Origin of the sequence: Nocardioides sp., from assembly GCF_004803405.1 — a bacterium.
GTDB lineage: Bacteria > Actinomycetota > Actinomycetes > Propionibacteriales > Nocardioidaceae > Nocardioides > Nocardioides vastitatis.
In genome coordinates this window covers 1-6,660 of record NZ_SSXI01000176.1, presented here as the reverse complement: position 1 = coordinate 6,660, position 6,660 = coordinate 1, and the positions used below count along the sequence as shown (strand labels likewise).

Here is a 6,660-nt window from a genome sequence, read left to right as displayed (position 1 = left end):
CCACCGGCCGCCGTGACGGCTCGGGCGTGCCGGGCACGCAGCCGCTCGCCGCGGCCGCGGGGCCGCTCGCCGCGGTGCTGACCGTCGATGTGTCAGGGTGACTCCATGACGATCCGGCTCGGGCACCGACGTGCCACCCGGGTGGCGGCGGCGGTCCTCGTCGGACTGCTCTCGGTCACGGGGCTGGCCTCCTGCACCGGGGGCTCCGACGACTCCGTCACGAGCAACAAGGAGCTCGACGACGACGACGACGGCGAGGTCTCCCCTCAGGAGGTCATGGAGGGGGCCAAGAGGCACCTCGACGAGACCAGCGGCATCACCGTCGAGCTGAGCACCGGCGACGACCCGGGCGTCGACTTCCTCTCGGCCGCGACCGGCACGATCGTCGCCGAGCCGCCGGCCTTCGAGGGCACCGTCAGTGGCCGGGTCAGCGGCTTCGAGGCGAGCAGCATCAACGTGGTCTCGACCGGCGGCACGCTCTACGTCGAGGCGCCGGTGGTCGGATGGACCGACGACTACCAGCCGGCCGAGCTGTGCGCGCCCGACCCGGCCCTGCTGCTGGACCCCGACACGGGGGTCGGCAACGTGCTGACCAGCAGCGAGGACCTCGAGGAGGGCGACACCGAGCGCGGAGGCCAGGACAACAAGGTGGTGCTCACGACCTTCACCGGCACCGCCCCGGGCGACGCGATCCGCGAGCTCCTCCCCTGTGCCGAGGACGACTCCTACGACGTGAGGTACCGCGTCGACAGCGACGGCAAGCTGCAGTCGGTCGACATGACGGGCGCGTTCTTCCCCGACTCCGAGCCGGTCACCTACGCGATCGAGGTCACCGGCTACGACGTCACCAAGGACATCAGCGCACCGCAATGAGCGCCGCCGTCACGCGCCGTGACCGGCTGCTGCTGATCTTCTGTGCCGTCGCGGTCGCCTTCGCGGCGGCCGACACCTATGTCGTCGTCCTGGCGCTGCCGGAGATGATGGCCGGTGCCGGGATCCCGGTGGACCAGCTCCAGCGGGCCGCCCCGATCGTCTCGGGCTTCCTCCTTGGATACGTCGCGATGCTTCCCCTGATCGGCCGGATCGCCGACCTGCGCGGCCAGATCCCGGTGCTGGGGATGTCACTCGTGGTGTTCTCGCTGGGCTCGTTGGTCACCGCGGTCTCCGTGGACCTGGGCACGATGGTCGCCGGACGGTTCCTCCAGGGCGTCGGCGCCGGCGGGCTGGTCCCGGCGACCATGTCGCTGGTCGCCGCGCTCTACCCGGTCGAACGGCGCGGGCTGCCGCTCGGGGTGGTCTCCGCCGTCCAGGAGTTCGGCAGCGTGCTCGGCCCGCTGTTCGGCGCGGCCGTCCTCTCGGTCGCCAGCTGGCGCGGGATCTTCGCCATCAACCTGGCCGGTGGGGTGGTGCTCGCCGTCGGCGTGGCGGCGCTCGCCCGTGGCCGGAGCGCCTCGAGACCGGGGCGCCCCGACCTCCTCGGCGGCCTCATCCTCGCCGCCTGGACGATCGCGGGGCTGGTCGTCATGGTCGAGCCGTCCGGCCTCAAGCGGGACCTCACCTGGGGCCAGCTGTTCATTCCCTACGTCGACGGCGGCAGCCGCTGGGTCACCCCGATCGGCCTGGTCACGATCGGCGCGTTCGTCGCGCTGACGCTGCGGTGCTGGTTCGCGGAGCGGCCACTGGTCGACCTCCGCGGCTGGCTGCGGCACCTGCTCGCGGCCGATCTCATCGGTGCGTCGTTCCTCGCGGTCGCGCTCGGTGGGATCGTGCTGGCCTTCGCGACGGCCGACCCGGAGGTGGCGGTGTTCTCGCCCCAGGGGCCCTGGTTCCTGCTGGGCTCGGCGGTGGCCGTCGTACTCCTCGTGGTGCACCTGCGGCGCGCGGAGAACCCGCTCGTCCCCCGTGGGGCGCTGCGGCCGACGCCCGCGTGGGGCGCGCTGCTGGTCAGCTTCCTGGTCGGGTGGGCGCTGATCGCCGCCTTGGTGGACATCCCACTGTTCGCCCGGACGACCACCGAGCAGGAGTCCCAGCTCGGTGCGGCGCTGGTCCTGCTCCGGTTCCTCGTCGCGCTGCCGGTCGGCGCGGTCGTCGGTGGCTGGCTGCTCCGCCGCGTGAACGCGGGCGTGCTGACCGCCATCGGCATGGTCGCGGCAGCGGTCGGGTTCCTCGTCATGGGCCAGTGGGACCGGACCAGTCTCGAGTCGCTGTGGTCCAACCTCCCGCTGGTCCTCGGCGGCTTCGGCTTCGGCCTCGCCCTGGCGCCGGTCAACGCCGCGATCCTGGCCACCACCAGCGACGACACCCACGGGCTCGCCAGCGCGCTCGTCGTGGTGGCCCGGATGGTGGGCATGCTGGTCGGCATCTCGGCGCTCACCACGATCGGCCTGCGCCGCCTCTACGCGGCGCAGGCGGAGGCACCGAGCCTCAGCATCACCGAGCTCGGCATCGTGCAGGAGCAGGCCGTCTTCAACGGTGCGGCCGTCGCCGCCTTCGCCGCCGCGCTGCTCGCCCTCGTCCTGTTCGCGAACGCCCGCACGCGAGCCGTGGACACCGCCGAGGCGCTGCGGTCCGTCGGCTGACCGTCGATGTCGCGAGCGTCACGTTCCGATGACCGGGCAGCGACGAATCGGACGGTTCGACACGGCTAATCTCGGCTCCATGACCGACTTCGACGACCTGCTGAAGGCGAACCGGGAGTTCGCCGCCGAGTTCGACCTCGGCGGTTTCGACGGCAAGGCGCATGCCGGTGTGGCGATCGTGACCTGCATGGACTCTCGCATCGACCCGCTGCGGATGCTGGGGCTGGCGCACGGCGACGCCAAGATCTTCCGCAACCCGGGCGGCCGGGTCACGACCGCCGCGCTGGAGGCGCTGGTGCTCGGCGTGCACCTGCTGAACGTCGACCGGATCCTGGTGATCCCCCACACCCGCTGCGCGATGGCGGCCAACACCGAGGCCGAGCTCCGTGTGAAGGTCGGCCAGTCGGCCGGCCTGGACGCGAGCTGGCAGCCGTTCCACGTCATCGAGGACCAGCGCGCCGCCCTCGAGGAGGACGTGCGGAAGGTCCGCTCCCACCCGCTCATCCCGGACTCGGTGAAGGTGGGCGGGTTCATGTACGACGTCGACACCGGCCTGCTCACGCAGTACGTCTGACCCAGGACCGCTCAGAGCAGGTCCCGGAGCGCCCTGTCCACCAGAGCGCCGGGCAGCTCGCCCAGGCGCTCCCCCAGCGTCGCCAGGTCGCCGATCCCGCCGACCAGGTCGAGCACCCGCTCGGTGTCCGCCTCCGGCTCGGCTCCCAGCGGGAGCTCGACGAGCAGCGGGCAGTCGACCGCTCCGCCGTCGGGCTCCGGTGGCAGAAAGGGCGACCAGCAGCCCACCTCGAGCCGCAGCGGCGCGTGCGGCCCGACCCCCTCGGCCAGCACGTCGACGTACCAGAACAGGTCACCGACGGACAGCCGCAGATGACCGCGTCGCGGCTTCGCGCCTCGGGCCTTGAGCACCTTGACGACCGCTGCCCGCGCCTGGCTCACCGTCATGCCCTCCACCCTGCCACCACCGGGACCGGGGTCAGGCGTCGAGGGTCTCCATGTCGACCTCGTAGGCACCCTGCACGATGAACTCCTTGCGTGGAGCGACCTCGGTGCCCATGAGCAGCTCGAAGACGTCGGCAGCCACCGCGGCGTCGTCGACGGTGAGCCGGCGGAGGGTACGGCGTCGCGGGTCCATCGTGGTCTCCGCGAGCTGGTCGGCATCCATCTCACCGAGGCCCTTGTAGCGCTGCACGGGGTCCTTCCAGCGGATGTTCTTCTTCTTGAGCTCGGCCAGCTTCCGCTGGAGCTCGTCGTCGGAGTAGGTGTAGACGTACCTCTCCTGGCCCTTCCGCGGGTTGGAGATCTCGATCCGGTGCAGTGGCGGCACCGCCGTGTAGACCCGGCCGGCAGCGACCAGGTCCGGCATGTACTTGAAGAAGAGCGTCGCGAGCAGGCAACGGATGTGGGCGCCGTCGGAGTCCGCGTCGGCCATGAAGATGATCCGGCCGTACCGGCGAGCCTCGAGGTCGAAGGTGCGTCCCGAGCCGGCGCCGACGACCTGGATGATCGAGGCGCACTCCGCGTTCTTGAGCATGTCGCCCACGGACGCCTTCTGGACGTTGAGGATCTTGCCTCGGATCGGGAGCAGCGCCTGGAACTCCGCGTTGCGGGCCGCCTTCGCGGTACCCATCGCCGAGTCACCCTCGACGATGAACAGCTCGGTGCGCTCGATGTCGTTGCTCCGGCAGTCGTTGAGCTTGGCCGGGAGCGTCGAGGACTCGAGTGCGCTCTTGCGGCGCTGGGTCTCCTTGTGCTGACGGGCCGCGATCCGGGTCTTCGACGCCGCGACGACCTTGTCCATCAGCAGCTTCGCCTGGGCCTTCTCGGCGCGCTTGGTGGAGGTCAGGAACTCCTTGAGCTGCTGCGCGACCACCTTGCGCACCACGGCACGGGCCGCCGGGGTGCCGAGGATCTCCTTGGTCTGGCCCTCGAACTGCGGCTCGGCGAGACGGACGGTCACGACCGCGGTCAGGCCTTCGAGGATGTCGTCCTTGATCACGTCGTCGTCGTTGACCTTGAGCGCCTTCGAGGCCCGCATGGCGTCGTTGAAGGTCTTGGTCAGCGCCGCCTCGAACCCGGCGACGTGGGTGCCGCCCTTGGGCGTCGCGATCACGTTGACGAAGGAGCGCACCTCGGTCTCGTAGCCGGCGCCCCAGCGAACGGCCACGTCGACGACCAGCTCACGCTCGACGTCCTGGGGGGTCATGTGACCCTTGTCGTCGAGCAGCGGCACGGTCTCGGTGAAGACGTCGCTGCCCTGGAGCCGGAGCACGTCGGTCAGCGGCTCGTCCGTGGCGAGGAAGTCGCAGAACTCGGTGATCCCACCGTCGTGGCGGAACTTCTCCTCGGTCGGCGCCGGGCCACGAAGGTCGCGGATGACGAGCTCCAGGCCGGGCACGATGAAGGACGTCTGCCGGGCGCGGCCGATCAGCCCGTCCAGGAGGAACTCGGCGTCCTTGGTGAAGATCTGGCGATCCGGCCAGAACCGGATCCGAGTGCCCGACTTCTGCTTGGTGACCCGGCCGCCCTTGCGGGTCAGCCCCGACTTGGTGGTGAACGTCGCCGTGGGGCCGTCGCCGTCGAACACGCCGGGCACGCCGCGCTGGAAGCTGATGCCCTGCGCTGCGGGCGAGCGCTCCACGTCGATGTCCATCCGGCTCGACAGCGCGTTGACGACCGAGAGGCCGACCCCGTGAAGGCCACCGGTGGCGACGTACGAGCCGCCACCGAACTTTCCACCCGCGTGCAGCTTCGTGGCGACCACCTCGACGCCCGGCAGCCCGGTCTTGGGCTCCTTGTCGGTCGGGATGCCACGACCGTCGTCGTGGACCTCGACGGAGTCGTCCGGGTGCAGCGTCACCTCGACCCGCCGGGCGTGTCCGCCGAGCGCCTCGTCCACCCCGTTGTCGATGATCTCCCAGAGGCAGTGCATCAGCCCCCGGGTGTCGGTGGAGCCGATGTACATCCCGGGACGCTTCCGCACGGCCTCGAGGCCCTCGAGGACCAGGAGGTGGGCTGCGTTGTAGGTGTTGTCGACGATGATCGGCTCCTCGGGACTTCGTGACGGAACGGGCCAACGAGTCGTTGTGTTGGCGAGAGTCTGAATCTACCTGCGACACGCCGGGCATCAGTGCAGGCACACGGGGTACCGATAGGTACACGATGGCCGGAATCGGCAACAGCGCCCAACAGCCGGAGGATCATGGTCGATCCGATGGTCACAGGGATGTTTCAGTCATCGGAAAACCGAACAACAGTGGGACGTCAGGTGGTTGGATGGACGTGCCGTTGAACACACAGGGACGGGAATCTTTGACCCAGTCGCTACGTTGATCCCGGCAGCGCCCGATGAGGGTGTTGACGACGAAAGAGAGGCCGACGTGACAACTACAGTTGCCCCTACCGCTCCACTGACCGCCGAGGACCGTTGCGATCGTTGTGGTGCCCAGGCCTACCTGCGTGTCGAGCTCGCCTCCGGTGGCGAGCTGCTCTTCTGCGCTCACCACGCCCGCGAGCACGGTGACCGGCTCAAGGAGATCGCGGTGGCGGTCCAGGACGAGACCCACAAGCTGACGACCAAGCCCACCTCGGCCGCCGACTGACCGACCGAGACTGACTCGCGAAGGCCCCGGGGCACTCCCCGGGGCCTTCTGCATCCCTCGGATTGACCACACTGCGCTCATGGGAATCGTCCTCGCCCTCACGGCGGCGCTCGCCTACGGCCTGTCCGACTTCGTCGGCGGCATCGCCTCGCGTCGTACGACGCCCTGGCCGGTCGCGCTGCTGGCGGGAGTCGGTGGGCTCGCCGGCGCCATCGCACTCGCGGTCGCGTTCCCGGGCGACCCCACCCGGGCCGACCTGCTCTGGGGTGCCCTCTCAGGTGTCGGTGGGGGCGCCGGCAGCGCGTTCCTGTACCGCGGGTTCGCGACCGGCCGGATGGGCGTCGTGGCCCCCGTGTCGGCCGTCGGCGCCGCGGTGGTCCCGGTCGTGGTCGGCGTGGCGAGCGGCGAACGTCCGGGCGCGCTGGTGTGGCTCGGTATCGCCGCCGCCCTTCCCGGCATCTGGC

Annotated in this window: 7 protein-coding genes; 5 read left to right on the top strand and 2 right to left on the bottom strand. The window is 70.4% G+C overall.

Features of this window, described 5'->3' with window-relative positions; all coding sequences use genetic code 11:
- The first annotated feature begins 105 nt into the window (after nucleotides 1-105).
- The 3 genes from E7Z54_RS12285 to E7Z54_RS12275 all read left to right on the top strand — a co-directional run bounded on the left by E7Z54_RS12285 (nucleotide 106) and on the right by E7Z54_RS12275 (nucleotide 3,153).
- Nucleotides 106-873 (top strand): LppX_LprAFG lipoprotein, encoded by a 768-nt coding sequence (locus tag E7Z54_RS12285; protein WP_168798298.1) that lies wholly within the window; start codon nucleotides 106-108, stop codon nucleotides 871-873.
- The gene (locus E7Z54_RS12280) at nucleotides 870-2,579 is read left to right on the top strand and encodes an MFS transporter (protein WP_136434082.1); all 1,710 of its coding nucleotides are present in this window, start codon (nucleotides 870-872) and stop codon (nucleotides 2,577-2,579) included. Before E7Z54_RS12285 ends, E7Z54_RS12280 begins: the two co-directional genes overlap by 4 nt.
- A gap of 79 nt (nucleotides 2,580-2,658) precedes the next feature.
- Nucleotides 2,659-3,153, top strand: coding sequence for a beta-class carbonic anhydrase (locus E7Z54_RS12275; protein ID WP_136434080.1), 495 nt, complete (start codon nucleotides 2,659-2,661; stop codon nucleotides 3,151-3,153).
- Between the two features lie 11 nt (nucleotides 3,154-3,164).
- Here the strand turns inward: E7Z54_RS12275 and E7Z54_RS12270 are convergent, their stop codons facing one another.
- Both E7Z54_RS12270 and E7Z54_RS12265 read right to left on the bottom strand, forming a co-directional pair.
- Nucleotides 3,165-3,539, bottom strand: coding sequence for a hypothetical protein (locus tag E7Z54_RS12270; protein WP_136434078.1), 375 nt, complete (start codon nucleotides 3,537-3,539; stop codon nucleotides 3,165-3,167).
- 31 nt (nucleotides 3,540-3,570) lie between these two features.
- Nucleotides 3,571-5,637, bottom strand: coding sequence for a DNA gyrase/topoisomerase IV subunit B (locus E7Z54_RS12265; RefSeq protein WP_136434076.1), 2,067 nt, complete (start codon nucleotides 5,635-5,637; stop codon nucleotides 3,571-3,573).
- 337 nt (nucleotides 5,638-5,974) lie between these two features.
- Here E7Z54_RS12265 and E7Z54_RS12260 point away from each other — a divergent pair, with 337 nt between their 5' ends.
- Complete coding sequence (locus E7Z54_RS12260) at nucleotides 5,975-6,196, top strand: DUF7455 domain-containing protein (protein ID WP_136434074.1); 222 nt, start codon at nucleotides 5,975-5,977, stop codon at nucleotides 6,194-6,196.
- A gap of 79 nt (nucleotides 6,197-6,275) precedes the next feature.
- On the top strand, nucleotides 6,276-6,660 hold a 385-nt coding region (locus E7Z54_RS12255), incomplete at its 3' end, for an EamA family transporter (protein ID WP_168798297.1).

Bases quoted from the DNA above. Each gene is read 5' to 3' on its own strand.
- E7Z54_RS12270 (WP_136434078.1), bottom strand. From the start codon at position 3,539: ATGACGGTGAGCCAGGCGCGGGCAGCGGTCGTCAAGGTGCTCAAGGCC.
- E7Z54_RS12275 (WP_136434080.1), top strand. From the start codon at position 2,659: ATGACCGACTTCGACGACCTGCTGAAGGCGAACCGGGAGTTCGCCGCC.
- E7Z54_RS12285 (WP_168798298.1), top strand. From the start codon at position 106: ATGACGATCCGGCTCGGGCACCGACGTGCCACCCGGGTGGCGGCGGCG.
- E7Z54_RS12280 (WP_136434082.1), top strand. From the start codon at position 870: ATGAGCGCCGCCGTCACGCGCCGTGACCGGCTGCTGCTGATCTTCTGT.